Raw genomic sequence first — 26,736 nt, 5'->3', positions numbered from 1 at the left:
GGACGGAACGACTCCGCCGGCGAAGGCGCCGGTCCCACGCAGCCGGAAGGCCCGGGGGGTGGAATCGCACACACCGGTGCCCCGGTGCTCCATGTCGATCGCGATCATGGTCTCCATCGTTTCCACCCTCCTCTCGGACTCAAACTGCTCGCCCCGCGCGCGGCCGAAATCGACCTCCGCGGGCTGGACAAGAAACAGAGTACGGCTCCCTATCTGAGCCGTGCAAGGTATTTATTCAGAATCTTCTGCCGACCCCAGGATCTGCAGGATCGCCGCGCCGTAGCGGTCGAGTTTGGCCGGGCCCACGCCGGCGATCCGACCCAGTTCCGTGGTGTCCGAGGGGGTTCCCTCCGCGATCGCGGTGAGCGTCGCGTCGGTGAAGACCACGTATGCCGGCACCTCCGCCTCCCGGGCCGTCACCCGCCGCCACTCCCGCAACGCCTCAAAGGTGGCCTCGTCATACGTGGGCGGGCACGAGTCGCACCGGCCGACCTTGCGCTCGGCCGCGCTCCCCAGCTCACCCCCGCACCCCCGGCAGACCTTGCGCCGCTTCGGGGTGCGGGGTGCGCGGGCACGGCCGGGGCCGGTCGCCTCCTGGGTCATGCCGAGCAAGCCGGCGGCCGGGTGGAGGAACCTGCTCATCCGCCGGGTGGCACGCCCTCCCCCGCCGCGCGTGGCGGCCCAGCTCAACCGGATCTCCCGGCGCGCCCGGGTCAACCCGACGTAGAGCAGCCTCCGTTCCTCCTCGACCCGCTCCGGCCCCTCGGCCACCGAGATCGGCAACAGTCCCTCGCTGCAGCCGACCAGGAAGACCACGTCCCACTCCAACCCCTTCGCGGCATGGAGGGAGGCGAGGGTCACCCCCTGCACGATGGGGGCGTGCTGCTCGGCGATCCTGCGGTCGAGCTCGGCCACCAATCCGGGCAGCCGCAGCTCTGGGTCCGCCGCCGACAGGTCCTCTGCCAGGTTGACCAGTGCCTGCAGGGACTCCCACCGTTCCCGGGTGGCGCCGGAGGCCGACGGTGGCTCCGGTGTCCACCCCGCCCCGCTGAGGACGTCGCGGACCACCCGCCCGAGCGTGGTGCTCGCGTCGTCGGAGCGGGCCGCCCCACGCAGCAGCAGGATCGCCTGCCGCACCTCGGAGCGGGAGAAGAACCGTTCTCCCCCACGCACCAGGTAGGGCAGTCCTGCCGCGCCCAGGGCGTGCTCGATCGCCTCGGACTGGGCGTTGGTGCGGAACAGGACGGCGATCCCCGCCGCCTCCTGACCGCCCCGGATCAGGTCCTCGATGGCGGCTGCGGTGCCTGCCGCCTCCGCGACGTCGTCGTCGTAGCGGACCACGCGCGGGGCCGGACCCGGCTCGGCCACCGCCTGCAGTCGGACCGCGGTGGCCCCCGGGGCGGCCCCCAGCACCGTGTTGGCCAGGGCCACCACCTGCGGGCTGGACCGGTAGTTGCGGACCAGCCGCACGGTCTCGGCGTCGGGGTGGGCCTTCGGAAAGTCGAGGAGGTGACGGGGCGAGGCCCCGGTGAAGGAGTAGATGGTCTGGGCGGGGTCCCCCACCACGCAGATGTCACCCCGTCCACCCAGCCACAGGTCGAGCAGTTGCTGCTGGACGGCGTTGACGTCCTGGTACTCATCCACCACGAAGTGGCGGTACTGGTCGCGAACTGCCGCGGCGATCTGCGGGTGCTCGGCCAGGATGCCGGCCATCAGGAGCAGGACGTCCTCGAAGTCGATGACGTGCCGCTCCCCCTTGACCTCCTCGTAGGCCTCCATCAGGCGGGCAACCGCCGTGGGCTCGTAGCCGGCCGGCGACCTCCCGTCCCGCCGGGCGGCGGGCGGGTAGGTCTCGGGCGTGAGCATGCTCACCTTGGCCCACTCGATCTCCGAGGCCAGGTCCCGCAACTCGGTGCGGTCGGTGCGCAGGCGGAGTCGACCGGCGGCCTCCGCCACGACGGGAGCCTTGTGCGAGAGGACCTCCGGCGGGGCGCCACCCACCGCCTGGGGCCAGAAGTACTGGAGCTGGCGCAGCGCCGCGGCGTGGAAGGTCCGGGCCTGTGCCCCGGGGACCCCGAGCCCGCGCAGCCGGCTGCGCATCTCACCGGCGGCGCGCGCGGTGAAGGTCACGGCCAGCACCCGGTGCGCCGGGTAGGCGCCGGACCAGACGCCGTAGGCGATGCGGTGCGTGATGGCCCGCGTCTTGCCGGAGCCGGCGCCCGCGAGCACGCACATCGGGCCGAGGGGCTGCTCGGCGACCCGGCGCTGATCGGGGTCCAGCGCCGCGAGCACCTCGTCGGCAGAGGCCGGGACAGTCACGCGTCGCTCCCCCGGAACGGCCCGCTGACCTCCTCGGCCATCTCCAACGGGCCTCCGAACCAGTCCTCGATAAGCCGCCGGGCGATGGACACCCGGGGCGGCAGCTCGACCTCTCCGCTGCGCAGCGCCCCGTTCAACTCGCCGCGGGTGAACCACTCGGCCCGCACGATCTCCTCCTGGTCCAACTCCAGCTCGGTGCCGGTGGCCCGGGCCGAGAAGCCGACCATCAGGGAGGCGGGGAACGGCCAGGGCTGGTTCCCCCGGTAGATCACGTCCTCCACGTGGACGCCGACCTCCTCGGCCACCTCCCGCACCACCGTCGCCTCGAGGGACTCCCCGGCCTCGACGAAGCCGGCGAGCACGGACATCCGCTTCTCCGGCCAGTGCGGTCCGCCGGCCAGCAGCAGCCGGTCCTCCGGGTCGGTCACCGCCACGATGATCGCCGCGTCGGTCCGCGGGAAGTGCTCCGACCCGTCGTCGGTGCACCGGCGCGACCAGCCCCCCTGCTCCGGCACCGTGGCTGCCCCGCAGCGGGGACAGCGCGGGTGCCGGACATGCCAGTTGACCAGCGCGAGAGCGCTGGTGAAGACCCCGGCATCGGTGTCGTCCAGGTCGGCCCCGGCCTCCCGCAGGGTGCGCCAACCCGGCGCCGGGCCACCGCCCCCGGACTCCGGCTCCGCCACCGCGCTGGGGAGCGCGACGTAGGAGACACCGTCGGGCCCGCGGCCCAGATAGAGCACGAGCCGGTCGGCGTCCCCGAAGGACGGGGGCCGGAAGACTAGGCGCAGCACCCCGTCGACGCGGCAGGTCGGCGCCTGGTTGTCCACCAGGTCCAGCACCCGGGTGTCGGGATCCGCGAGCAGGGCCTTGATCAGGTCCGGGTCACGCCGGTGCGTGGCGGATCGGTCGAGGGTCCCCCGGGAGAGCGAGAGGTCCAGCAGGTAGTCGACGGAGGGGCTCACCGTGCCACTGTAGGACGGCTCCGGTGACCCGACGTGCGGGGCGTCCTGCCACGCTTGGGCAAGCACACGGCATACGGTGTTGGGGTGACCCGTAGTGACCTTGCCCTCGCCGCGCTGGCCACCGCCGCCGTTCCCGGCATGAAGCCCGTGTCGGTCACCGGCGTGCGGCCGGCGTCCGACCAGCCCACCCCGCGCTACCAGGTCGCGTTCATCGAGGACGCGACGGGCCGCACCTGGGTGGTCCGGGCTCCCCTGGACGCCGCCGGCGGGGCCGAGCTGGAACGCAACGACACCCTGATCCGGATGCTGGGCCGCCACCTGCCCTTCAAGGTGCCGGCTGCGGCGGGCTACGCCGACCTGGGGCCGGCGGGGCGGGCTGCTGTCTACCCGTATGTCGAGGGCTCGGCCCTCAACTTCCGCACCCTTCCGGCGGGTCCCGGCCTGACGGCGGCCGTGGGCCGCGCGGTGGCGGCGGTCCACAACATCCAGCGCGACCTGTTCGAGGAGGCCGGCACACCCGTCTTCGACGCGGCGGCCTACCGCACCCGCCGACTGGCGGACCTGGACCGTGCCGCCGAGACGGGCCACGTGCCCACCGGCCTGCTGACGCGGTGGGAGCAGGCCCTCGAGGCCCCTGCCCTGTGGCAGTTCTCCACGACGGCCACCCACGGCTCACTCGACGGCGGATCCTTCCTGGTCGCCTTCTCCGGCGACGACGCGGCCACGGGCAGGGTGGTTGCCCTGACCGGGTGGGAGAACGCCCAGGTCGCCGACCCCGCCGACGACTTCGCCGCCCTCGTGCGACAGGCGAGCCCGGCCGTGGTCGACGCGGTGCTGGAGAGCTACTCCATGGCGCGGTCCCAGCGCCCGGACGGCTATCTGGTCCACCGCGCGCGTCTCGCCTCCGAACTGGCGCTCATCACGGGGCTGGCCCGCGCCGTCGACTCCGAGGACGACGAGACGGTCCGGGACCGTGCGGAGCGGCTGCGCAAGCTGGACCGGCTCACCTCGGTCGACGACTCCCTGGTCCCGCGCACCGCCCTGGTCGAAACCGCCCCGGCCGCGGCGGCTCCGTCCACCCCGTCCTCGGACGTCACCGGACCGGTCGACGGGGAGGCCGCGGGTGAGGCTGCGGCCGAGGACGAGGCGGACGCCGCTGCTGGCGGACGGGGCTCGACGGACTCCCTTGAGACCGGGGTCGTGGAGGTCTCGGACCGCGGCGGCGCCTGGCAGACGGTGCCCCACACCGGTGAGGAGGATCCGGCCAACGAGGCACGGGCCGACGAAGACCTTGAGGTCGGCACCGAGGACCGCACCGAGGAGATCCCCGTCGCCGAGACGCCGGGCAGTGACGACCCTGACGTGGCAGCCGAGGTGCCCACGACCGAGGACACGGAAACCGAGACACCAGCAGCCGACGAGGCCGTCACCGGCGAGGACCCCAGCGACGAGCCCCCTCGCCACGAGCCGAGCCCCCCGGCTGCGGAGGAGGTCTCTCCCACAACGTCCGAAAGCCCCGCCGAGGAGGAGCGGGAGCGGCTGCACACCCTCTACGGCATGCCGACGGAGGGGGAGCCCGCAAGCGCCGAGGACGAGCCGGCGGGCACCGACGACGATCCGGGAGAGGCGGAGGACGAGCCGGGCGAGGATGCCGCCGATCCCGACGACCCCACGGACGATGCGGACTCACCCCGTCAGGAAGGGTCGGCCTGACTGCTGCTGAGCAGCCCTGCCACCAGGCCCTCAAGCTCCTGCTCCCCCATCAGCTCAGGAGCCTCGGTGACCCCACTGGCCGCGAAGAAGAAGGCCGCGTCGATCCGTTCGACCGGCACCCCGGTCAGCCGTGAATAGGCCACCCGGTAGGCGGCGAGTTGGACCGCCCTGCGCGCGCGTGCGGAGGCGTCCCCCTGTGCGCCCGTCTTCCAGTCCACGATCGTGTGCCTGCCCTCGCCGTCGACGAAGACGGCGTCGATCCGTCCCCTGACCGGGACCCCCGCGACGAGCGTCTCGACCGCGATCTCCACCGCGTGCGGGGTGCGGCGTGACCAGGGCGACGCCAGGAAGTTCTCGCGCAGGCGGGACAGGTCGGGGGTGCCGGCCTCCTCGACGATCCCCGGGAGGTCGTCCAGGTCGACGAGGGCAGCCGCCGCGAAGTGTTGCTCCACCCAACTGTGGAACTCGGTGCCCGCCCGCGCCTGGGTGGCCGGCGGGGTCGGCACGGGGCGACGTTGCCGGCGCCAGTACGTCTCGGGGTCGGCGGACAGCTCGACGAGCGCGGAGGTGGACAGGTGCCCGGGCGCCGTCGACCCCAGCGGTCCGCGCGCGTCCCGGAGTCTGGCCCGCTCGGCGAGCAGCATCTCCAGTTGGCTGTCGCGCTCGGCATCGGGCGCCGCAGGATCGGGGCCGGTGCCCGGGTCGGCAGGGACCGGGGACGGGGACGCCGCGCCGGTGGCACGCCTCGCGTCCAGCACGGCCCGCACCAGGTCCCGCGCCTCGACACGCCGGGAGTCGGGGGTCACCGGCCAGCCGGACCGGGTCTCCTCCTCCAGGAGCGGGTTGACGGCGGCCGCGGGGTCAGCAGGGTCCGGCATCGGGTCCCATCGGGTGATCTGGACCGGGCAGTCGGGGTCAGCGATGAGCTCCTCGAGGAACCGGGAGGTCACCCGGGGGGTGGATCCGGTCGACCAGACGGGAGCGGTCAGGAGCATCTCGGACCGGGCCCGGGTGAAGGCGACGTAGGCCAGGCGCCGCTCCTCGGTCAGCTGGTGACGCCCCCCGGCGGTCCGAAACCCTGCCAGGGAGTCCCGCAGGTGGGTGGTGTCGGTGAGGCTCGCCCACGGCATCGCCGGCAGTCCCTCGGCGTCACCGCGCAGCGGGTAGGGCAGCGAGCCGATCCCGGTCAGCCAGCCCCCGTCGGTGGGCTCGGGCACGGTCCACCCGCCGTCCTCGACCCGGGCCCTGCCCGTGTGCGAGGGGAAGACGGCCTCGGCCAGCCCGGGGATCGCCACGACGTCCCACTCCAGACCCTTGGCCGCGTGGACGGTGAGAACCTGGACGGCCTCTGTGGACACCGAGACCTCCGCGGGCTCCAGCCCGCGCTCCCGCTCCCGGGCGGCCTCCAACCAGTCGACGAAACCACCGAGCGTGGGCCGCTCGGCCGACGCGGCGAAGCCGGCGGCGACCTCGCCGAGCGCATCGAGTTGGGCACGGGCCCACGCCGCCGGTTGGTCGGGGTCGGCCGCCACCTCGATGTCGAGTCCCAGCAGGCGCTCCCCCTCGACGAGCAGGTCGGGCAACGGGATGCCCACCAGCCCACGCAGCCGGTCCAGCACCCGACCGAGGGCCGTGACCCTGGCCACTCCCGTGGCCGAGACCCGCTGTCCGTGCGGGGACGTCCAGGTCTGGGCGGGCGGCAGGTGCACCGCCTCGGACAGGAGCGCCGGCTCGGACGACGGCGCTCCGCTCTGGCGGTGCAACGCGCGGGCCCAGGCCCAGAGCCCATCCAGGTCAGCGGCGCCGAGGCGGCAGACGGGGCCGGTGAGCAGCCGCATCAGCTGATCACCCCGGCCCGGATCCTGGGCCACGGTCAACAGGGCCACCAGGTCCGCCACCTCCGGTGCGCTGAGCAGCCCCCCGAGACCCACGACCTCGACCGGAAGCCCCCGGTCGCGCAGCGCCTGCACCATGCCGTCGAACTGCGCCCGGTTGCGGCAGAGCACCGCGGCCGACAGTCCGCTGCGGGTCCCGTCCTGGGTGAACCAGCGGCTCCTCACCCACTGCGCGACGTGGGCCGCCTCCGCCTCGTGGGTGATCAGGCGGGCCGCCTCGATCCGCCCGGACGGTGCACCCGGGCGGGCCGCCAGCTGCTCGACCTGCACCCTGCTGGCCTCCCGTAACGGTCGCGCGGTGCGGTTGGCCGCCCGCAGCACGACGTCGGCGTTGCGCCAGGACGTGCTGAGCGCGAGGACCGGCGCGGGCGCCGCGCCGGCCCGGAACCGCTGGGGGAACCGGGTGAGCGTGGTCGCGCTGGCCCCGCGCCACCCGTAGATCGACTGGTGGGGGTCGCCGACTGCCGTCACCGGCAGCGGGTGGCCGGCGAACAGCGACTCCAGGAGCACCATCTGCGCCTCGCTGGTGTCCTGGAACTCATCGAGCAGCACGGCGCCGAAGCGTTGCCGCTCCAGCGACCCGACCGCGGGCAGCTCCCGGGCCAGGCGCGCTGCCGCCGCCATCTGGTCGGCGAAGTCCAGGGCCCGCAAGGAGCGCTTCAGTGCGGCGTACTCCCGCACCAGCGGGTACAGCCGGGACATGGCCCGCAGGCTGCGTGCCGTCTCGGCGCCGGCCTTGAGAGGGGTCTTGTGGTCCTGTCCCGGCAGCGCCCCGACCCGGTCGGCCAGGTGGTGCAGGAACTCCTCCGCGCGGTCCGGCTCCACCAGGTGCTCGGCCAGCTCGCCCGAGACCGAGAGCAACGCCTCCGTGACGGTGGACACGGCCAGGCCAACCTCCTCCATCTCACCGTCGTAGCCACGCACCACCTGACCCGCCAGCTGCCAACTGGCGGCCTCCGACAGCAGCCGGGACTCCGGCTCGATCCCGATCCGCAGCCCGTGCTCGCTGACCAGCCGTCCGGCGTAGGCGTGGTAGGTCGACACCGTGGGCAGTGCGAGGGTGTCCTCGTCGCCGTCCGCGAGCCAGAGGCCGGCCTCCCGTACCGCGCGCAGCCGGGTGCCGATGCGTTCGGCGAGCTCGATCGAGGCCTTCCGGGTGAAGGTCAGGCCGAGGACCTCCTCGGGGCGGGCCAGACCGTTGCTGACCAGCCAGACGACCCGGGCGGCCATGGTCTCGGTCTTGCCCGACCCGGCGCCGGCCACCACCAGTGCGGGCTCCAGCGGCGCCTCGATGACGGCGGACTGTTGCGGGGTGGGAGGCGGGCTGCCGACGGCCACCGCGATGTCGTGGGCGGAGTAGCTCACCGCAGGGTCCTCCCCTCCGGCTGCAGCGGGCAGGAGAACCGCACCTGGCACGTGCGGCACCAGGCGCCGGCCGTCGCCGGGAAGGTGGCGCCCGCCATGCCGGCGGCGGTGCGCCGCAGCAGGTCGTCCGCCCAGTCCGGCTCGGCGTCCTCCTGCAGCGGCACCTGCTGCTGCACGGCGGCCGCCTTGCCCGCGGCCCTGCCGAGGTGGACGAGGGCGGCGCCGCCGGACCCGGCAGCGGGCTCCCCCTCCGTGCCCAGCAGGTCAGGGTCGGCGGCCACCGCCACCTGGTAGACGCCGAGCTGGGGGTGGCGCTGCACCTCCTTGGCGCTCGGTTTGCTCGCGCCCGTCTTCAGGTCCACGATCCGCAGGCGCCCCTGCGCGTCCCGCTCCACCCGGTCGGCGCGGCCGGTGATGCGGGCGTCCCCGACGGTCACGTCCAGGGGGATCTCGACGGCGGCCAGCTCCTGGCCCGCCTCGCGACTGGAGGCGACGTAGCCGACGTAGCGGCGCAGCATGTCCCGCGCGCGTTCCCGCTCCCGGCGGTCGGCCCAGCCGGACCCCAGAGCGAGCTCGGGCCAGCGTGCCTCCAACGCGGCGTCCAGCGTCTCCAGGTCTGACTCCGGCGCCGCGGATACGACGTCGTGCACGAGGGTGCCCAGGGACGCGGCGGCGGCGCCGGGGTCTCCGCCGTGGCTGGACAGCAACCAGCGCAGCGCACACTCGTCGTAGGTCTGCACCCGGGACGGGGAGACCGAGACGGGACCGGACTCCTGCAGCGGCCGGTCGACCGAGACCTCCCTGGCCTCCCACCACCCGTCGGGGTCGGCCCCGGGAACGCCCGCGTCCACGAGCCGCTGCAGGCGGTGGGCGGCGCGGTCCCGGGTGGCGAGGTCCCCCGCGCGGTGTGCCAGCACCAGGTCGCGGCGCAGCTCCCCCACCAACCCCCGCAGGGTGAGCGCCTGAGGGACCACCTCGACCCGACGGTGCGTCGCCTCCGGGTCCAGCAGGTCCAGGAATGGGGAGGGCTGCTCCTCGGTGCCCGCGACTGCCGTGACGAGCAGCTCCTCCCGGGCGCGGGACACCGCGCTGTGGAACTGGCGGGTCTCGTCGGCACGGACCTGCGCCTGTGCGGCCCGGGCGCCCTCCGGGCCATCGACCGGGCGTCCGCGCAGCACGCTCACCAGGGTCTCCGCCCCCAGCAGCGTGTCCCGCAGCCGCAGGTCGGGCCAGACCCCCTCCTGGACACCGACCACCGCGACCAGGTCCCACTCACGTCCCGCGGCGGCCTGTGGCGTGAGCACCTCGACGACCTCGGCGGGGCGGGCCCGTGCCACCAGGCTGTCCGGGGTGACCTCCTGGGCCGCGACGTGCTCCAGGAAGCCTTCGGGGCCCATCCCGGGCAGGCGTTCGACGTAGTCGGCCGCGGCGCCGAAGAGCACCATCACCGCGTCGAGGTCGTGATCGGCCCGCGCCCCCGCGGCCCCGCCGCCCAACGCCTGGCGCGCCCAGCGGTCCGACAGTCCGGACGCCTCCCAGAGCGACCAGAGGACCGACTCGGCCGTCACCGCCCCCTCCCACTGCCCGTCAGCGTCCCGGACCGCCGCCGCACGCCCCGCAGCCAGGACGGCCGACACCGCGCGGGCCGGGCCCAGGTCGGGCTCGTCGGCGAGGTCGGCCGGGGGGCCCGCCAAGAGTCCCGCCAGGACCTCCTCGGGCGGCCGGGCGGACCCCCGTGCGTGCTCGGAGACCCTCAGCGCACGCCGCAGCCGGAGCAAGGCCACGGGGTCTGCCCCACCGAGGACGGAGGTCACCAGCTCCACCGCCTCGTCCGGCGTCGGGGCAGCCCCGCCGGCATGGTCGTCGCTCCCCCGGACAGACACGGCATACGCGGTGAGCAGGGCCCGCACGGCCGGCTCGTCGCGCAACGGCAGTCTGCCGCCCGGCACCGTCACCGGGACCCCCGCCGAGGCGAACCCGCGCCGGAGGGCGTCGTGCCGCGTGCGGGACCGGGCGATGACCGCCATCCGCGACCACGGGACCCCCTCGAGCAGGTGGGCCCTGCGCAACCGCGCAGCCACGTATGCCGTCTCCTGGGCGGTGGTGCGTACGGTCACCACGGTGCACTGTCCCCCTGGACGCACTGCCTGCGCCCGGCGGTGGGCCGTGCCGCTGCTCACCCCGATCCGCTCGGCGACCCGGCTCACGGCACCGGCCAGGTCCTCCCGCATCCGGTGCTGGGTGTCCAGCACCACCCGGGTCGGCCCTGACGACCCGGCCAGCTCGGCGGCCAGCAGGTCGAACCGGGCGGGGTCGGCCCCCCGGAAGCCCTGGACCGTCAGGTCACCGTCGCCGAGCAGCAACAGGTCCGTGCCCGGCGAGTGGAGGGCCCGCACCAGCCGGGACGCGGACGCGGTGAGCTCGTGGGCATCGTCGACGACGACGACCCGCAGCGCCCGATGCACCCGTTCGGCCACGGCCGGGTCCTCCTCAAGCAGGTCGGCCGCCGCCGTGCAGATCCAGGCGGGGTCGAACGCCCCCGGGCTGCGCAGCGCCGTGACCTGGTCGTACTCCTCCAACACCGCGGCCGCCGCGCGCCACTCGGGACGCTGGTGCCGGGCGGCCAGCTCCCGGAGGTCCTCGGCCTCGAGCCCGTGCTCCACCGCGCGCATCAGCAGGTCCCGCAGCTGGTCCCGGAAGCCCCGGGTGCCCAGTGCTCCCCGCAGCGCGTCCGGCCAGTCGGGGCCGGGCGCGCTGCCCTCCCGGTGACCGGCCAGCAGGTCGGCCAGGAGCAGGTCCTGCTCGGCTCCCGACAGCAACCGCGGCGTCGGGTGCCCGGCGAGCACCGCCGCCTGCCGGAGGACGGCGAACGCGAGCGCGGAGGGTGTGCGTGCCAACGGCTCCGTCGTCGTGGCGGCGAGCCGGGTGGTGACCGCGACCCGCAGTGCCCCAGCAGCCAGTCGAGTGGGTGCGAGCACCAGCACGGAGTCCGCCGGAACCGCGTCCCGGTGCACCCGGTCCGCCACGGCCTCGACGGCCACCGTCGTCTTGCCGGTGCCGGGTCCCCCGACGACCTGCAGCACCCCGCCGCGGTGCTCGACCGCCGCCTGCTGCCGGGGGTCCAGCACAGGCTTGGGGCGCGACTCACTCATCCCCCGTAGTCCATCAGGCACCACCGACACCGGCGCCGGCAACCCCGTTCGGCCCGTGCCACCTCGCCTCCCGCATGTCGACCCTGGCTCCTCGCCTCGGCGTCTGCTCGGCGTCCCACCGGCGCCTGGCCTGGTCCTCATGACCCGGCGGAGGGGACCCGTCCGCCATGACGACGCGCCACCAGCAGGTGAGACTGCCGTAGCGGCCCATCACGCCCCCGACCTGGCGGGGACCTCCCTCCTCCAGCAGCTCGGCGACGTCCCCGTAACTGAGCACCCGGCCCGCCGGCACCTGGTCGACCAGGTCGAGCACCCGCTCGGCATACACCGGCAGCCGTTCCGCCTCCGGTGGCTGCCCCTGGTCCATACGCGTCAGGATAGGCGGGCACAGACGCGACGTCCGGGCCACGTAGGATGGCGACTCGCCGAGGAGGAGGACCGTGAGCAGACCTATCAGCTCGACTCGACGGCGGATGAGCCGCACGGAGCGCCGCGCCCAGCTGCTGCAGGCAGCCCAGGACTCGTTCGTGGACAAGGGCTACCACGCGACCGCGATGGACGACATCGCCGAACGGGCCGGGGTGTCCAAGCCGGTGCTCTACCAGCACTTCGCCAGCAAGCAGGACCTCTACCTGGGGCTGGTCGACCTCCAGGCCGAGCGACTGGTGGCCCTGGTGCAGGCCGCTCTCGACTCCTCCAGCGACAACGCCGAACGTGTGGCGGCCTCGGTCGGCGCCTACTTCGAGTTCGTCGACCAGGATCCCGGCTACCGACTCATCTTCGACTCCGACCAGTCCTCGGACCCCGAGGTCCGGGAGCGGCTCACGCGGGTGGTCGGGGCGTGCGCCGGCGCCATCGCCACCACGATCCGACAGGACACCGGGCTGCCGGAGGAAGAGTCGGCGCTGGTGGCCACGGCGCTCATCGGCCTCGCCCAGTCCTGCGCCGAGCGATGGGTATCCGGCGACCGGCAGGTGCCCCGCGAGCAGGCCGCCGACCTGGTGGCCCAGGTCGCCTGGCGCGGCCTCGGCGCGATGCCGCTGATCCGCGAGGAAGGTTCCGCCGACCCGGCGAGTTGACCCCCACAGACAGTTCCGACCCACGAACACCGTCCGTCGGACCGGGTGCCACGTGCCCGGTCCCCCCTGAGGAGGCCCAGATGGAGATCCGTATCGGCGTGCGCGAGGTGGCCCGCGAGGTCAACTTCGAGTCGAGCCAGTCCGCGGAGGAGGTACAGGCCGCCGTCACGGCAGCCGTCGAGTCCGGCGAGGGAGTGCTCTCCCTGACGGACGACAAGGGCGGCACCGTCATCGTGCCGGTGGCGGCCATCGGCTACGTGGAGGTCGGCTCGCCCGAGCAGCCACGCGTCGGTTTCGGCCGGGGCTGAGGGCGGGTCCGCCCGAGGTCACGGTTCGGTCACGAGTGCGTGTTGCGGTGCAGCAGGACCAGTGCGGGCCTACACTGAGGCCGCTTGAATCTGTGACTGATGTTGCAGGTGTGACACTTGATGTCCGCCTCCGGCGGGCACGCACTGGAAAGGCTGCATCATGATCTGGACCATCATCGGGGCGTTGATCGCGGGCTGCATCATCGGCCCGCTGGCGCGTCTCGTACTTCCCGGCAAGCAGAACATCTCCGTCCCCATGACCATCGGCCTGGGTGCCCTGGGATCCCTCGGGGGCTCGATGATCTACACCTGGCTGAGCGGCAACGAGACCACGCGAGGCATCGACTGGATCGCGTTCTTCATCGGCATCGCGGTCGCCGCGGTGCTCATCCTGATCTACGGGGCGGTCTCCGGCAAGAAGGTCTGACCGGAGCCGTTGCACGACGCAGGGCGTGGCCGCCGAGGCGGTCACGCCCTGCGTCGTTTCCGTGCACGTTCGGGGCTCCTACCCCGCTCGTGCCGGGCCGGCCGCCTACGAGGCCAGCCCGAGCCGCTGCATCCGCGCGGCGTGTGCCTCCGTGAGGCGGGTGAACATCCGTCCCAGTTCGGCCAGATCGAGTCCGCCATCGAGCCCGCCGCCACCCACCACGAGCGAGGCCAGCGAGTCACGCTCGACGGCGACGTACTGCGTCTGCGCGATCGCCTCTCCCACCAGGCGACGCCCCCACAGCGCCAGCCGGCCCGCGAGACGCTCGTCGGCCCCGATGGCCTCGGTCACCGACGCGACGACCAGATCGTCCTGGCCCGCGTCCCCGAGCACGTGCTGGACCAGGTCGCGGTCCTCCGGTGCCAGGTGCACCGCGATCTCGCGGTAGAAGTCACGGGCGATCCCGTCGCCGACGTAGGCCTTCACCAGCCCCTCGAGCCAGTCGCTCGGCGTCGTCCGCGCGTGATAGGCGCGGATCGGCTCGACGAACGGCGCCATCGCCTCCTCCGGGTCCCGCCCCAGCTCGGTCAGGCGCGCGGTGAGCCGCTCGAAGTGCCCGAACTCGGAGGTCATCATCCGGCCCAGCGCGGTCTGTACCCGCAGGTCGGGTGCCCGCTCCGCGTCCAGCGCCAGTTGCAGACTCGCGGTCAACTCCGCATACGCCAATGCCCCGAACAGGTCGACCACGCCGTCCTGGTCGACCAGGCCCGGGTCCCCCGGGGACCCCTGCGACACCACCTCACCACTCATGGGTGCCAACCTACTGCCAACCGGCGATACACTGAACGGACATACGGTGCCCGGTCGGCACGATGCACCGGCTGCCAGTGGCAGCCACCGAAGGACTTGACCCCGATCGGCCCACAGTGCAGGGGTACTCCTGACGTTGAGCCGCTCATCGGCGGATCCGCGCGTGCCCCCCGACCGGAAAGACACGTTCACCATGGAACAGACCCGCTCGTTCGCGGACTTCGACGTCCACCCCGAGATCGTCGGCGCACTCGCCGACCAGGGGATCACCCACCCCTTCCCCATCCAGGCGATGACCCTGCCGGTCGCACTCGGCGGCCACGACATCATCGGTCAGGCCAAGACCGGCACCGGCAAGACCCTGGGCTTCGGCGTCCCGATGCTGCAGCAGGCCGTCGGTCCGAACGACCCCGGCTTCGCCGACCTGGCGGCGCCCGGCAAGCCGCAGGCCCTGGCCGTGGCCCCGACCCGCGAGCTCGCCGTGCAGGTCGCCAGCGACCTCACCAAGGCCGGGGCGCGGCGTGGCCTGCGGGTGCTCACGGTCTACGGCGGCCGGGCCTACGAGCCGCAGGTCGAGGCGCTGCGCAAGGGCGTGGAAGTCGTGGTCGGCACCCCCGGCCGACTACTGGACCTGGCCAACCAGGGACACCTGAACCTCGGGCACGCCCGCGTGGTGGTGCTCGACGAGGCCGACGAGATGCTCGACCTGGGCTTCCTGCCGGACGTTGAGAAAATCCTCGCGCTGACCCCCGCCGGCCGACAGACGATGCTGTTCAGCGCGACGATGCCCGGTGCCGTCGTCTCCCTGGCCCGCCGGTACATGACCCAGCCGACCCACATCCGGGCGATGGGCGAGGCCGACGAGGGCCACACGGTCGCCGCCGTCGAGCAGTTCGTCTACCGCGCCCACGCGATGGACAAGGTGGAGATGCTGGCCCGCATCCTGCAATCGGAGGGGCGCGGGCTGACCATGATCTTCGCCCGCACCAAGCGCACCGCCGCGAAGGTCGCCGACGACCTGGCCAGCCGCGGCTTTGCGGCAGCGGCGATCCACGGTGACCTCGGCCAGGGTGCCCGCGAGCAGGCCATGCGGGCCTTCCGCAGCGGCAAGGTCGACATCCTGGTCGCCACTGACGTCGCGGCCCGTGGGATCGACGTCGAGGCGGTCACGCACGTGATCAACTTCCAGTGCCCCGAGGACGAGAAGACCTACCTGCACCGGATCGGCCGCACCGGACGAGCCGGCGCCACGGGTGTGGCCGTCACCTTCGTGGACTGGGACGACCTGCACCGCTGGGCCCTGATCAACAAGACCCTCGACCTGGGCATCCCGGAGCCGGTGGAGACCTACTCCTCCTCGCCGCACCTGTACGAGGAGCTCAACATCCCGGCGGGGACCAAGGGCACGCTGCCCCGCAGCGCCCGCACCCGGGCCGGGTTGGACGCCGAGGTCCTGGAGGACCTGGGGGAGACCGGTCGTGGCCCGGGCAAGGGTGGTCGGCACGGGGGCGGACGCAGTGGCGGCGGTCGCTCCGGTGGCGGACGGTCCGGTGGCCGCGGCGACCAGGCCCGCGGGTCCCGCAGCGACCGCGGTCGCCGGGAGGGCGCCGACGGCGCTCCCCAGCGCACCCGCAACCGGAAGCGGCGCCGTCGCGGGCCCAGCACCCAGCAGCAGTCCGGCGGCGGCACCACGGACTGACCCGTCGGGCTCGGTCGCCCCTCGTCGGGTGGGGTCAGCCCAGGTCGAGCGCGAGCGGCGCCCCGAGGACCCGGTGTCCGGTGCTGCGCTCGAGCAACTCGGCCAGCACCTCCGCGGACGTGGTGTTCTCCCCCAGTCGGTTCGGCTTGCCGCTGGCTCCGTGGTAGTCGCTGGAGCCGGTCGGGAGCAGGCCGAGGTCCCGCGCCAGCCCGGCGGCCCGGTCGCGGGCCGCGGGGTCGTGGTCCCGGTGGTCGACCTCGATCCCCGCCAGTCCCGCCTGCGCCAGATCCGCGATGACCTCGTCGTCGACGACCCGTCCGCGCTGCTCGGCAAACGGGTGGGCGATCACCGCCACACCCCCCGCGGCACGGATCATCCGCACCATGTCCTCCGGCCGCGGGGCGTAGTGCGACACGTAGTAGCCCCCGCCGCGCGAGAGCACTGTCGCGAACGCGGCAGCCCGGTCGGGGAACACCCCTGCGGAGATCAGGGCGTCCGCCAGGTGCGGACGTCCCAGCGTCGCCTCGCTGCGGGCGTGGTCCAACACCGCGCGGTAGCTCACCGGGTAGCCGTCCGCCTCGAGCAGCTCGGCCATCTTCTGGATCCGGGTGACCCGGGAGTCGCGGGACCGCGCCAGGTCGGCCACGAGCTCCGGGTCCTGCGGATCGAACAGGTAGCCCAGCATGTGCACCGAGATCCCGTGGTGGCTGCAGGAGACCTCGATCCCGGGCACGATGCTCACGCCGCTCTCGCGCCCGGCCAGGTCCGCCTCGGCCCACCCGCTGGTCACGTCGTGGTCCGTCAGACCGATGACATCCACGCCGGCCCGTGCTGCGGTCTCGACCACGGTCCGGGGCGGCTCCGTGCCGTCGCTGCGGTCTGAGTGGGTGTGCAGATCGATCCTCACCGCGCCAGCCTATGCGGCGGTGGGGTCATACTGGATGAGACCCGACCCGGCGGACCGCCGGCCGACCGAAGGAGCCTGCATGACACGTCGCCACCGCACCCGCACGACCCAGTACGGGGCCGCCCTGTTGGCCGCCGCCCTGCTGGCCGGCTGCTCCGGCGACGACGACCCGGTGGTGACGACGGACTCCACCCAGGCCACCGAGGAGGCCGACGAGGAGGGCGTCACCGCGACCGACGACGGGGCGGGAGAGTCCGCGGCCCCGCCCGACGACGCGGAGACGACGACGGGCGGTGACGAGTCGGCCGAGACCGGGGCCCCGGAGGACGGTGCCGGCACCGTCACCTCCAACGACGGGGCCTTCAGTTTCGACGTGCCTGCCGGCTGGATGGACGCGCGCAGCATGGTCGCCGAGGAGGTCGAGGCCGCCGTTCGGGCGAACGAACCGGCCGACGAGTTCTACACCAACCTGGTCATCACAGGGGAGCCGGCGTTCGAGGACCTGGAGGAGACCCTCGAGTCCTCGGCCGAGGACCTCGCCGGGGACGACGGCTCGTACGAGATGCTGGACCCGGTCGAGGTCGCCGGCGAGGAGGCACTCGGCTACGTCATCTTCCGGGAGCAGAACGACTTCGGCCTGGCCCAGATCCAGCGCTGGGTGGTCCACGACGACGTGCTCTACGTCCTGACCCTGTCCGCCGCCGAGTCCCAGCGCGAGGAGGGCGAGGAGATCCTCACCCAGATCCTGGACTCCGTGGAGTGGCAGGACTGAGGGCACACCCGCGCCGCAACGCTCAGACGAACCCACCCCGCGAGCGCCGTCGGGCCCGGGTCGCGAACCGGTCCAGGCCGAGCGCGCGCCGGGCGGCGAACCCGCCGATCGAGACGCCGGCAGCCAGGCCCAGGCCGATGGAGACGGCGCGGAACCCTTCCACCAGGGCGGTGCTCACCAGGCCGGTCGAGTCCTCCATCATCCAGAACAGGGCGCGGTAGGCCGCCAGCCCGGGCAGCATCGAGACGATCCCCGCCGTGGTGATCGCCAGTTCCGGTACGCGCAGGGTGCGGTGTGCGACATACCCCAGTGCCCCGACGAGCGCCGCCGCCAGCCCCACCGTCGTGGCATCCCCCAGCGACAGCGGGTCGACCTGTTCGTACACGATCCATCCCGCCCCGGCCGTGAGCCCGGCGACCGCGACACCCCGTGGGCCGGTATGGGTCGACAGCGCGAAGCCGATCCCGACGAGCATCGCCGCCGCCGTGTTGGCCACCGGGTCACCGGCCAGCCGCACGGTCGGGACGACATCCATCGGCACATCGGCGGCCGAGGCGATGGCCAGCACCAGGGAGATCCCGGTGGCGATGCCCGCGGTCAACATCAGGACCTCAAGACCGCGGGCGCCGGCCGTGACGTAGTAGCCGTCCAGTGCGTCCTCTGCCGCACCCATCACGGTGAGCCCGGCCAACAGCACGATGATCCCCGCGATGACGACCAGCGACGGTGACTGCACGCCGGGTATCTCGAACCCGTGGTCCCGCCCCCAGAAGAGCAACACGGCGATGGTCGTGGGGATCGCGGCGCTGATCGCCTGGTTGAAGAACGCGGCGAAGCCGACGCGAGCCAGCCAGCGGGAGACCCGATCCACGATCGCGGCGCTCAGCGCGGCTAGGATCCACATGCCCGGCTGCGCGCCGAACAGCGCCACGACGGCGCCGGCGAGGAGCGCGGCGCCCGCCGTCGCCACCCATCGACGGTACGGGTGCGGCTGGGCGAGCAGCCGGCCCAGCTCATCGCGCGCCTCCTCCACCGGCAGGGTGTCCTGGCCGTCCTCCGGGGACGCGATCCGGTCGACCAGCAACTGCACCTGCTCCAGCCTGGAGTAGTCGGCAGACCGCACGGAGATCACCCGCATGACCGTGAGGGGGTCCTCGTCGATGCCGCGGTGGATCGAGACCTCGATGGAGGTGAAGGTGATGTCGATGTGGGCCGAGCGGATCTCGTAGGCGTTGGCCAGCCGCAGCACCGTGGCCACGACGTCCGCGGCCGAGGCGCCGGTCGAGAGCATGGCCTCACCGATCCGCAGGGCGAGGTCGATGACCATCCTGGCGTGCCGCTGGCTGACCTCGTCGTGGTGGCCCGGCAGGGCGATCGGGACGGTGGGCGGCCCCACCCCGCGCACCACCCACTGGGCGCGGTCGCGCCACACCGTGCCCACGCGGGGGACGGCGCGGACCTGGGGCCCGGTGATCTCGGCGCCGGAGGGCGGGGCGGGCTTCCGACGGTCGGGGCGTGAGGGCACGGCACCAGGGTAGGCACCTGCGCAACCTGGCCTGGAACCGACCGTGCGACGATGGGCGGGTGAGTGAGAAGCAGATCAAGGCAGGGCACCGCAGCCGTCCCACCACCGAGGAGTTCCGCGCCTTCGTGGCCAGCGGGTGGGCTCCCCGAGACGGCCGGCTGCCCGAGCAGGCGGCGGTGGCGCCGTATGCCGAGCGTCGCCGTGCGGTCCTCTCCGCCGCCTTCCCCGGGGAACGCCTGGTCGTGCCCGCCGGCGGCCTGAAGGTGCGCAGCAACGACACCGACTACGTCTTCCGCCCGCACAGCGCGTTCGCGCACCTCACCGGGCTCGGGGCCGACCGGGAGCCGGACGCCGTGCTGGTGCTGCATCCGCTCGAGGAGGGCGGCCACGAGCCGGTCCTGTACTTCTATCCGCTGGCCGACCGGGACAGCGAGGAGTTCTTCGCCGACTCCCGCGTCGGGGAGTTCTGGGTCGGTGCCCGGCCCACCCTGGAGAGCCTGGCTGCGGAGCTGGGGGTAGCCACCCGGCACTTGGACGAGCTGGGCGATGCCCTGGCCAAGGACGCCGGCCAGGTCACGCTGCGCGTCGTGCCGGACGCGGACCAGGATGTCACCGCCCAGGTGGCGTCCGTCCGCGCGCAGGCGGGTGCGGCCGTCGAGGACGAGGCCCAGGCACACAGCGAGGAGGACGCCGAGCTGGCCCGCTTCCTGTCGACCCTGCGCCTGGTGAAGGACGAGTGGGAGATCGAGCAGATGCAGCGGGCCTGCGACGCCACGACCGAGGCGTTCGACGCCGTCGTCGGCGAGCTCCCGGAGGCGGTGCGACGGGGCCGCGGCGAACGCTGGGTCGAGGGTGTGTTCGGCCTGCACGCCCGGCACGCGGGCAACGGCGTCGGCTACGACTCGATCTGCGCGTCCGGGGACCACGCCACGACCCTGCACTGGATCCGCAACACCGGTGACGTCACCGACGGCGACCTGCTGCTGCTCGACGCTGGGGTGGAGACCGACGCCCTGTTCACCGCCGACGTGACCCGCACGGTCCCGGTCAACGGGACGTTCACCGAGGTGCAGCGCAGGGTGTACGAGGCAGTCCTGGAGGCACAGGAGGCCGGGCTGGCTGCGGCGCGCCCGGGCAACACCTTCGGCGACGTGCACCAGGCTGCCATCCGAGTCATCGCGACGAAGCTGCACGAGTGGGGCCTGCTCCCGGACGGCGTCACCGTGGAGCAGACGCTGGACGCCGAGCACGGCCAGTTCCACCGGCGCTGGATGGTGCACGGCACCAGCCACCACCTCGGGATCGACGTGCACGATTGCGCGCTCGCCCTGCGTGAGGACTACATGGAGGGCACGCTGCGGCCCGGCATGGTGCTCACGGTCGAGCCCGGGTTGTATTTCAAGGCCGACGACCTGCTGGTGCCGGAGGAGTTCCGCGGCATCGGGGTGCGCATCGAGGACGACATCGTGATCACCGAGGACGGTCACCGCAACCTGTCGGTGGCACTCCCCCGCTCGGCCGACGAGGTGGAGGCGTGGGTGCGCGCCGGAGGGCGCCGCTGATTGCCCCCGGGACCCGGGTTCCGGACTTCGCCCCGGTCAGTCTCCAACCTCCAGCCTGGCGAGATCGCGCACGGCGAACTGGTGGTGTGCCCACTCCTCGTTGAGGACGACGTGCAGGCAGGACAGCAGAGTGCGCTCGGCCGGTGGCGGGAACCCCGGCGCCCGGTTCGGGCCACAGACCGTGTGGACGTCGTCGTCGGTGAGCCCGGCGAGCAGGTCCGCCACCATAGCCATCCTGTCCTCTCGCACCTGGAGAACCTCCGCCCACGTCGGCGTGGCCTCGCCGTCGATGCCGCAGGCCGCACCGTCCAGGAAGCCGGCCGGCAGCCCGAGTGGATGGAACGGCGCGGAGTCCCCCCGGACCGCGTGCCCGACCCAGGCGTCCGTCACGAAGACCAGGTGGCGCAGGGTCCGTGCCACCGACCACTCGCCGTCTACCGAGGCGTGGCGCAACTCCTCCGGCAGCCGCCCGGCCCGCTCGACGGTGGCACCCCAGAAACTGGCGGCAACGTCCCAGGCGGCGCGGAGGCCGGCTGCGTCCGTCGGACGCAGCGCCAGGCGTTCCGGGTGCCGCCGATCGAGCTCTGCCTCGACGAGAGGGGCGACGTCGACCCCGTTCACCGTCAAGCCCCTGATGTAGCCATCGATCGTGGTGCCGTCCAACACCGCTCCCCGAAGATCAGCGCCAGAGAGATCAACCTCCCGGATGAGGTGGCCGGACAGGTCTGCGCCGTCCCACGCCGAGTACCCGGTCACCATGGCGGTCAGGTGCGGTCGTCAGCCCCGCTGGGCTGGCGGTAGTTGCGCGAGGAGGTCGCGGGCACGCTCGGCGAGCTTGTGCTCCGTCAGCACCTCGTAGCGGGTGGCCACCACCTGGGAGATCGAGGTGAAGTCGCGCCGACCCCGGGTCATCCCGTAGCCCAACAGCGCCCAGATGAGCGCGAAACCGGCACCGAACACCACGCACGACAGCACGGTGACCAGCGTGTCCCCGACCGTCCCGAACAGCGCGAAGATCAGCCCCACGAACAGACCCAGCCAGACCCCCGTGACCAGGCCCCCCAGGGCCACCCGGCCCATGCTCAGCCGCCCCGTGACCCGCTCGACCTGACGCAGGTCCGTGCCCACGATCATGCAGTTCTCGACCGGAAACTGCTGGTCCGAGAGGTAGTCGACCGCCCGCTGGGCGTCCTCGTACCGGTCGAAGACCCCGAGTGACATGGGGTAGTTGAGGGTGAGCCCCGCCATACGGCCCGGGGCTCCCATGTGGGGTTGACTGCTCACCCGCCCATCATGGCACCACCGCGGGCGGAAGTCCCACCACGGCACGGGCGACAACAAGACCCCCGGGCCCACTGGGGCTCGAGGGTCTGTCGATCGTGGCGCACCCGGGACGGGTGCGCCGGGTCAGCGCTGGAACAGTCGGCGGCGCGGCTTGACCGGCCGGCGCGCGACGTCCTGCGCCCGCAGGCGGTGCTGGAAGGCACGCAACGTGGCGTAGTCATAGGTGCCGGTGGTGGTGAATCCCATGGGGGTGTGGTGCTCCTGGTTCGGTGTCGTGCTGGATACGGTGTGGGCTCGGGCTCAGCCGGGCGCCAGACCGTCTCCCTCATCGCAGACGACACCCGGCTAAACGCTTGCAACGCCGGGGGTCGTGCGCGGGTATTCCCCGGCTCCCGACACAGACTCCGGGCGCGCGCTGACGAGAGGGGTCGTGAGCCGGCAGCGCCCGGTCGGTAGTCTGCAGCAGTGAGCCCACGAGTCTTCGTTGCCCGGCTGAACGGGCTGAGTGTCTTCGACCCGATGGGCGACGAGGTCGGCCGGGTCCGCGACGTCGTGGTCAGCCTCACCGGGGCCGTCCGCGCCCGTGGACCCCGTGCGATCGGGATGGTCATCGAGGTGCCGGGACGCCGTCGCGTCTTCGTCCCCATGACGAGGGTGACCAGCATCGACTCCGGCCAGGTCATCACCACGGGCCTGGTCAACATGCGTCGGTTCGAGCAGCGGACCGGGGAGACCATGGTCGTCGCCGAACTGTTCGACCGTGAAGTGACCGCCACCCAGGACGAGGAGACCTTCCCCGCGGTCGTGGAGGATCTCGCGCTGGAGCTCACGCCGAGCCGGGACTGGCGGGTGACCAAGGTGTTCGTGCGCCGGCGGACGCCGAGCTCCGGCAGCCTGCGACTGCGGCGGCGCCGCGGGGAGACCTTCCTGATCCCGATCGAGCGGGTCCAGGGACTGCACCTGGACGCACCCGGCCAGGAGGCACACCGGCTCCTGGAGAGCCTGGAGGACCTCAAGCCGCAGGATCTCGCCGACGCGATCCACGACCTGTCCCCCAAGCGCCGCTCCGAGGTGGCCGACGCCCTGGACGACGAGACGCTGGCCAACGTGATGGAGGAACTTCCCGACGACGACCGGGTGGAGATCCTGACCCAGCTGACGACCGATCGTGCCGCGGACATCCTGGAGGCGATGCAGCCGGACGACGCCACGGACCTGCTGGGCGACCTGCCCGAGGACACCGTCGAGGAGTTGCTCCAGCTCATGGAGCCGGGCGAGGCCGACCCGATCCGGCGGCTGCTGGCCTACGACGAGGACACGGCCGGCGGCCTGATGACCAGCGAGCCGGTGATCCTGGGCCCCGAGGCCAGCATCGCCGAGGCTCTCGCGGTCGTGCGCCGGGAGGAGTTGAGCCCTGCCCTGGCCTCGCTGGTCTACGTGACCCGGCCGCCGTTGGAAACACCGACCGGGCGATTGCTCGGTGTCTGTCACATCCAGAAGCTCCTGCGCGAGGCCCCGCACCAGACCCTCGGCTCGGTCGTGGACAAGGACTTCGAGCCGGTCGCCCCCGATGCTCGGCTCGGCCAGATCACCCGGCTCTTGGCTACCTACAACATGGTTGCCCTCCCGGTCACCGACGAGGAGGGCAGGCTGCTGGGCGCGGTGACCGTCGACGACGTGCTGGACCACCTGCTCCCGGACGACTGGCGCGAGGATCGCGACGACGACGCAACCCCGGAGGCCCACCATGTCTGAACCCACCGGCAACCGGCCGCGCCGGGACCGGCTGGCCGAACGCGCGGTCGACCGGGCGGCCGGGCGCGACGACAAGCTCGACCAGCCGCTGGCCCAGGGCCGCTCCTGGCGGTTGCGGCCGCGGATGGACCCGGAGCAGTTCGGGGCCTTCGCCGAGGGCTTCGCCCGGTTCATGGGCACGGCACGCTTCCTGGCCTACATGACGATCTTCGTCGCCGTCTGGCTCGCCTGGAACGTCCTCGCGCCCGGCGGCCTCCGGTTCGACCCCTACGCCTTCATCTTCCTGACCCTGATGCTCAGCCTCCAGGCGTCGTACGCGGCCCCGCTCATCCTGCTCGCGCAGAACCGTCAGGCGGACCGGGACAAGGTGATGATCGAGCAGGACCGCACCCGGGACGAGCGCAATCTCGCCGACACCGAGTTCCTGACCCGCGAGGTGGCCGCCCTGCGGATCGCTCTGCGGGACACCGCTACCCGCGACTTCGTCCGCTCGGAACTGCGCAGCCTGCTTGAGGAGCTCGACGAACGGGCGCGGCAGGCGGGCCAGCCCGGTGAGGCGCCGGACCCGGAACGCACCGGAGGCTGACCCACCGCGTTCGGTCCGTCGCCGGCGGCGACCTACCATGGGGAGCATGTCCGTGCCTACCCTTGATGCGCTTCAGGCCGCCCTCGCGACGGTCAACGACCCGGAGATCCGCCGGCCGATCACCGAGTTGGGCATGGTCGAACGCGTGGATGTCTCGGCCGAGGGCACGGTGAGCACCACGGTCCTGCTGACCGTCCCCGGCTGCCCCATGAAGGACACCATCACCAAGGACGTCACCGCGGCCCTCACTGCTGTCGAGGGGGTCCGCGAGGTCCAGGTCCAGCTCGGGGTGATGAGCGACGAGCAGCGCCAGGGACTCAAGCAGCAGCTGCGCGGTGGCGCCGCGGAGAAGGAGATCCCGTTCGCCCGCCCGGACAGCCTGACCCGGGTGTATGCCGTGGCCTCCGGCAAGGGCGGCGTCGGCAAGTCTTCGGTCACCGTCAACCTGGCGGCGGCGATGGCCGCCGAGGGGCTGCGGGTCGGGGTGGTCGACGCCGACATCTACGGCTTCTCGGTGCCCCGCATGCTCGGGGTGGAGCACCAGCCGACCCAGGTCGACGACATGATCCTGCCGCCGATCCAGCACGAGGTGAAGGTCATCTCGATCGGGATGTTCGTCCCCGGCAACCAGCCCGTCGTCTGGCGCGGGCCCATGCTCCACCGAGCCATGCAGCAGTTCCTGGGCGACGTGTTCTGGGGGGACCTGGACGTGCTGCTCCTGGACCTGCCACCGGGCACCGGTGACATCGCCATCACCGTGGCGCAGTTGTTGCCCAGTTCGGAGTTGCTCGTGGTCACCACGCCCCAGCAGGCGGCCGCGGAGGTCGCCGAGCGTGCCGGGTCCATCGCCCTGCAGACGCACCAGCGACTGGTCGGTGTGGTCGAGAACATGTCCTGGCTGGAGTTGCCGGACGGCACCCGCCAAGAGATCTTCGGCTCCGGCGGCGGCCAGACGGTGGCCGACTCCCTGTCCCGCTCGATCGGCGCCGAGGTGCCCCTGCTGGGCCAGATCCCGTTGGACGTCACCGTGCGTGAGGGCGGCGACGCAGGACTACCCGTGGTCCTGGGGCAGCCCGACTCCCCGGCAGCGACGGCCCTGCGTTCGGTGGCGCGCGGCCTGGCCCGCCGCGGCCGCGGCCTCGCCGGCCGGAAACTGGGCATCTCCCCCACCTGACCAATTTTCGTAGCGAGTTTGTCGTCCCCATCCAATTTTCGTAGCGAGTTTGTCGTCCCATCCGCAACTTCGTAGCGAGTTTGCGGTCGCGATTGCCCGCTGTCGAGGCGCGGTCCCCACGGCCCTGACCTCACGCCCCTGACGTCACGGGGCCGGGTCCCCGAACCGGGCCACCAGGTGCCACACGCGCTTGAGGAGTTGCGGGTCCGCCCCGCTCGCGGCAGCCAGCCCGATCACCCGCGCATCGACTACGCCGTCCCGGGCGATCCGACGGGCCAGCGCCACCGGCCCCGGTCCCCGGAACGCGAGGTGCTGCTCGGCCTCCCCGACCGTCAGGCGCCGCCCCTCGTGCCACCCCACGGGCACGGGCAGCGCCCTGGCCTGCTCCTCCACCTCCGTCCCGCGAAAGCTCGGGTCGAGCACCAGCGCCTCGACGTCGTGGACACAGTGCACCGGCCCGTGGACCTGCGCCTCGACATACGCATCGAGCAGTCCCCCGTGGGTCGCCTCGGCCGCGTCGTCCCTGGCCCGACCGGCGAACTCCTCGGCGTACCGGATGAGGTCACAGGCGCCCGCCGTTCCCCACAAGGTGGGTCCGAAGACCGAGTCCGGGAAGCAGAAGGTCGTCCGGTCCAGCACCTCGGGGCGCAGCCGCAGGTATGCCGAGCCGAACCTCGGTGCCCCGCCCAGCGGCCCCGGGCGGTGGTCCAGCGCGCCATACTTCGGGCGCTCCGCCGGGGGCGCATCATCGTAGGCACCGCCGAAGGCACGCTGTTCCCAGTGCCACCGGTCTCCCCCGGCATACGCGGTCAGTCCGCCGTTGCTGGTGCCCGTCTCGAACTGCGAGCGGTACGCGAGGTCCCGGCCCAGGTGCTCAAGCACCGTCCCTCCGTGGCTGATGCGGTCGGGGTGGAAGTTCAGGGTGACGCGCAGGTCCGGGTCGAGGCGTCCGCCCACGCTGCGGGAGTGCACGCTGGCCAGCGCGGCGAGCGCCCACGGGCTCAGCGAGGAGGGCCCAGGGGTCACGTGGCCTCGGGGTCGAACGGAGTGGGCAGCGAGGGGTCCATGACGCGCACCGTCGGGCGGGCAGGCACCGCGCCCCCAGCGGCCGGGGCGGTGTCAACCGGTGTGGCCACATCCTCAGCCGCGCCCGCGTCGGGGTCCGGGTCGTCCTGCAGGGCCTCCCGCACGATCCGGCGCGGGTCGTACTGCCGGGGGTCCAGCTGCTGCCAGTCGACGTCGTCGAAGCCGGGCCCCATCTCCTGGCGCAGCTGCACCTTGGCCCCTTCGGCAAGGTCCCGCAACTGGCGCACGCCCCGGGCCAGCCGGGAGGCATACTCCGGGAGCCGGTCCGGGCCGAGGATCACCAGGGCGAGCACGATCAGGATGAGCAGCTCGGTGCCGTTCAGGTTCCACATCAGGGCGCCCCGCCGCGCTCGAGG

At 72.9% G+C, this 26,736-nt stretch carries 23 protein-coding genes; 10 read left to right on the top strand and 13 right to left on the bottom strand.

Features of this window, described 5'->3' with window-relative positions:
• Positions 1–231: 231 nt before the first annotated feature.
• Entirely contained in the window at positions 232–2,319 is a 2,088-nt protein-coding gene (locus tag AC1QRC_RS07120) for an ATP-dependent DNA helicase UvrD2 (RefSeq protein WP_484206085.1), read from the bottom strand.
• The gene (nudC, locus tag AC1QRC_RS07115) at positions 2,316–3,281 is read right to left on the bottom strand and encodes an NAD(+) diphosphatase (protein ID WP_484206084.1); all 966 of its coding nucleotides are present in this window, start codon (positions 3,279–3,281) and stop codon (positions 2,316–2,318) included. The genes AC1QRC_RS07120 and nudC overlap by 4 nt, the downstream gene beginning before the upstream one ends.
• Before the next feature lie 84 nt (positions 3,282–3,365).
• On the opposite strand from nudC, the gene AC1QRC_RS07110 reads away from it, so the two are divergent.
• The gene (locus tag AC1QRC_RS07110; protein WP_484206083.1) at positions 3,366–4,994 is read left to right on the top strand and encodes a protein kinase family protein; all 1,629 of its coding nucleotides are present in this window, start codon (positions 3,366–3,368) and stop codon (positions 4,992–4,994) included.
• On the opposite strand, the gene AC1QRC_RS07105 is transcribed toward AC1QRC_RS07110, so the two are convergent.
• The 3 genes from AC1QRC_RS07105 to AC1QRC_RS07095 are packed head-to-tail and all read right to left on the bottom strand — an operon-like array spanning position 4,976 to position 11,773.
• On the bottom strand, positions 4,976–8,254 hold the full coding sequence (locus AC1QRC_RS07105) for an ATP-dependent helicase (RefSeq protein WP_484206082.1): 3,279 nt from the start codon (positions 8,252–8,254) through the stop codon (positions 4,976–4,978). The genes AC1QRC_RS07110 and AC1QRC_RS07105 overlap by 19 nt on opposite strands.
• Complete coding sequence (locus AC1QRC_RS07100) at positions 8,251–11,406, bottom strand: ATP-dependent helicase (protein WP_484206081.1); 3,156 nt, start codon at positions 11,404–11,406, stop codon at positions 8,251–8,253. Before AC1QRC_RS07100 ends, AC1QRC_RS07105 begins: the two co-directional genes overlap by 4 nt.
• Before the next feature lie 13 nt (positions 11,407–11,419).
• The gene (locus tag AC1QRC_RS07095; protein ID WP_484206080.1) at positions 11,420–11,773 is read right to left on the bottom strand and encodes an MGMT family protein; all 354 of its coding nucleotides are present in this window, start codon (positions 11,771–11,773) and stop codon (positions 11,420–11,422) included.
• Positions 11,774–11,879: 106 nt separating this feature from the next.
• On the opposite strand from AC1QRC_RS07095, the gene AC1QRC_RS07090 reads away from it, so the two are divergent.
• The 3 genes from AC1QRC_RS07090 to AC1QRC_RS07080 all read left to right on the top strand — a co-directional run bounded on the left by AC1QRC_RS07090 (position 11,880) and on the right by AC1QRC_RS07080 (position 13,220).
• On the top strand, positions 11,880–12,485 hold the full coding sequence (locus AC1QRC_RS07090; protein ID WP_484206079.1) for a TetR/AcrR family transcriptional regulator: 606 nt from the start codon (positions 11,880–11,882) through the stop codon (positions 12,483–12,485).
• A gap of 80 nt (positions 12,486–12,565) precedes the next feature.
• Positions 12,566–12,793: a DUF3107 domain-containing protein gene (locus AC1QRC_RS07085; RefSeq protein ID WP_484206078.1), complete on the top strand. Its 228-nt coding sequence runs from the start codon at positions 12,566–12,568 to the stop codon at positions 12,791–12,793.
• 160 nt (positions 12,794–12,953) lie between these two features.
• Positions 12,954–13,220 (top strand): GlsB/YeaQ/YmgE family stress response membrane protein, encoded by a 267-nt coding sequence (locus AC1QRC_RS07080; RefSeq protein ID WP_484206077.1) that lies wholly within the window; start codon positions 12,954–12,956, stop codon positions 13,218–13,220.
• 105 nt (positions 13,221–13,325) lie between these two features.
• Here AC1QRC_RS07080 and AC1QRC_RS07075 read toward each other — a convergent pair whose 3' ends face one another.
• A complete protein-coding gene (locus tag AC1QRC_RS07075) occupies positions 13,326–14,030 on the bottom strand; it encodes a ferritin-like fold-containing protein (RefSeq protein ID WP_484206076.1) in 705 nt (234 codons plus the stop codon).
• 193 nt (positions 14,031–14,223) lie between these two features.
• Between AC1QRC_RS07075 and AC1QRC_RS07070 the strand changes: the two genes are divergently transcribed.
• Positions 14,224–15,729, top strand: a complete 1,506-nt coding sequence (locus AC1QRC_RS07070) for a DEAD/DEAH box helicase (RefSeq protein WP_484206075.1) — start codon at positions 14,224–14,226, stop codon at positions 15,727–15,729.
• 34 nt (positions 15,730–15,763) lie between these two features.
• Here AC1QRC_RS07070 and AC1QRC_RS07065 read toward each other — a convergent pair whose 3' ends face one another.
• The gene (locus AC1QRC_RS07065; protein WP_484206074.1) at positions 15,764–16,636 is read right to left on the bottom strand and encodes a PHP domain-containing protein; all 873 of its coding nucleotides are present in this window, start codon (positions 16,634–16,636) and stop codon (positions 15,764–15,766) included.
• 79 nt (positions 16,637–16,715) lie between these two features.
• Between AC1QRC_RS07065 and AC1QRC_RS07060 the strand changes: the two genes are divergently transcribed.
• Positions 16,716–17,408, top strand: coding sequence for a hypothetical protein (locus AC1QRC_RS07060; RefSeq protein ID WP_484206073.1), 693 nt, complete (start codon positions 16,716–16,718; stop codon positions 17,406–17,408).
• Between the two features lie 22 nt (positions 17,409–17,430).
• Here AC1QRC_RS07060 and AC1QRC_RS07055 read toward each other — a convergent pair whose 3' ends face one another.
• Positions 17,431–18,933: a threonine/serine exporter family protein gene (locus AC1QRC_RS07055; RefSeq protein WP_484206072.1), complete on the bottom strand. Its 1,503-nt coding sequence runs from the start codon at positions 18,931–18,933 to the stop codon at positions 17,431–17,433.
• Between the two features lie 59 nt (positions 18,934–18,992).
• On the opposite strand from AC1QRC_RS07055, the gene AC1QRC_RS07050 reads away from it, so the two are divergent.
• Positions 18,993–20,495 (top strand): aminopeptidase P family protein, encoded by a 1,503-nt coding sequence (locus AC1QRC_RS07050; RefSeq protein WP_484206071.1) that lies wholly within the window; start codon positions 18,993–18,995, stop codon positions 20,493–20,495.
• A gap of 36 nt (positions 20,496–20,531) precedes the next feature.
• On the opposite strand, the gene AC1QRC_RS07045 is transcribed toward AC1QRC_RS07050, so the two are convergent.
• The 3 genes from AC1QRC_RS07045 to AC1QRC_RS07035 all read right to left on the bottom strand — a co-directional run bounded on the left by AC1QRC_RS07045 (position 20,532) and on the right by AC1QRC_RS07035 (position 22,025).
• Entirely contained in the window at positions 20,532–21,254 is a 723-nt protein-coding gene (locus AC1QRC_RS07045) for a DinB family protein (protein WP_484206070.1), read from the bottom strand.
• An 18-nt stretch (positions 21,255–21,272) separates the two neighbouring features.
• Entirely contained in the window at positions 21,273–21,779 is a 507-nt protein-coding gene (locus AC1QRC_RS07040; RefSeq protein WP_484206069.1) for a YflT domain-containing protein, read from the bottom strand.
• A gap of 123 nt (positions 21,780–21,902) precedes the next feature.
• On the bottom strand, positions 21,903–22,025 hold the full coding sequence (locus AC1QRC_RS07035) for a hypothetical protein (protein ID WP_484206068.1): 123 nt from the start codon (positions 22,023–22,025) through the stop codon (positions 21,903–21,905).
• Positions 22,026–22,244: 219 nt separating this feature from the next.
• Here AC1QRC_RS07035 and AC1QRC_RS07030 point away from each other — a divergent pair, with 219 nt between their 5' ends.
• The 3 genes from AC1QRC_RS07030 to AC1QRC_RS07020 are packed head-to-tail and all read left to right on the top strand — an operon-like array spanning position 22,245 to position 25,294.
• On the top strand, positions 22,245–23,534 hold the full coding sequence (locus AC1QRC_RS07030; RefSeq protein ID WP_484206067.1) for a magnesium transporter MgtE N-terminal domain-containing protein: 1,290 nt from the start codon (positions 22,245–22,247) through the stop codon (positions 23,532–23,534).
• Entirely contained in the window at positions 23,527–24,120 is a 594-nt protein-coding gene (locus AC1QRC_RS07025; RefSeq protein ID WP_484206066.1) for a DUF1003 domain-containing protein, read from the top strand. Before AC1QRC_RS07030 ends, AC1QRC_RS07025 begins: the two co-directional genes overlap by 8 nt.
• Positions 24,121–24,166: 46 nt before the next feature.
• Positions 24,167–25,294 (top strand): Mrp/NBP35 family ATP-binding protein, encoded by a 1,128-nt coding sequence (locus tag AC1QRC_RS07020; protein WP_484206065.1) that lies wholly within the window; start codon positions 24,167–24,169, stop codon positions 25,292–25,294.
• A gap of 144 nt (positions 25,295–25,438) precedes the next feature.
• Here AC1QRC_RS07020 and AC1QRC_RS07015 read toward each other — a convergent pair whose 3' ends face one another.
• Both AC1QRC_RS07015 and AC1QRC_RS07010 read right to left on the bottom strand, forming a co-directional pair.
• Positions 25,439–26,320, bottom strand: coding sequence for a DUF3626 domain-containing protein (locus tag AC1QRC_RS07015; protein ID WP_484206064.1), 882 nt, complete (start codon positions 26,318–26,320; stop codon positions 25,439–25,441).
• Positions 26,317–26,712 carry a twin-arginine translocase TatA/TatE family subunit gene (locus AC1QRC_RS07010; RefSeq protein WP_484206063.1) on the bottom strand — a complete coding sequence of 132 codons (396 nt, stop codon included), beginning with the start codon at positions 26,710–26,712 and terminating at the stop codon, positions 26,317–26,319. Before AC1QRC_RS07010 ends, AC1QRC_RS07015 begins: the two co-directional genes overlap by 4 nt.
• Positions 26,713–26,736 lie beyond the last annotated feature (24 nt).

This window comes from Ornithinicoccus sp. (genome assembly GCF_057176825.1).
The sequence above is the reverse complement of the archived record's forward strand: the minus strand, read 5'-3'. Positions and strand labels throughout refer to the sequence as shown.